Below are 576 nucleotides of genomic sequence, written 5' to 3' on the forward strand. Positions count from 1 at the left end.
GAGACCAGCGGCAGGAAGACCTCAAGGAGGGAGATGTCGAAACCGAACGTCGTCACCGCCAGCCACTTCTCCCCCGCCGACAACCCCACCTGCGAGCCCATCGACCACAGGAAGTTCCGCAACGCGCCATGCGGCACGACCACACCCTTCGGACGACCGGTCGAACCCGACGTGTACAGCACGTACGCCGCGTCACCCGCCGACACCTCGTCCTGAGCGGCGAGTTCCGCCGCCGGAGCCACGTCGTCCAGGAGCACGACCGGTGTGTGCACGCCGTCGGGCAGACCTGTCACCGCATCCTTCGTGGACAGCACGGCCACCGGTCGGGCGTCGGAGAGGATGTAGGCGATCCGGTCGGCCGGAAAGTCCAGGTCCACCGGCAGAAACGCCCCACCCGCAAGACCCACACCCAGCATCGCCACCACCGCGTCCACCGAACGCGGCACCGCCAACGCCACCACCGAACCCCGACCCACACCCACACGCGTCAGCTCATTGGCCACACCCACCGCACGCGACCACAACTCCCCGTACGACAGACGCACCTCACCACACACCACCGCCGGCGCCTCCGGC

At 68.6% G+C, this 576-nt stretch carries 1 protein-coding gene; it reads right to left on the reverse strand.

Features of this window, described 5'->3' with window-relative positions:
* Window positions 1–576, reverse strand: a 576-nt coding sequence (locus tag IF00_RS42245) for an AMP-binding protein (protein ID WP_037640539.1), incomplete at both ends; no start/stop codon positions are given.

It is taken from the genome of Streptomyces flavochromogenes, assembly GCF_000717595.1.
Classification (GTDB): domain Bacteria; phylum Actinomycetota; class Actinomycetes; order Streptomycetales; family Streptomycetaceae; genus Streptomyces; species Streptomyces flavochromogenes.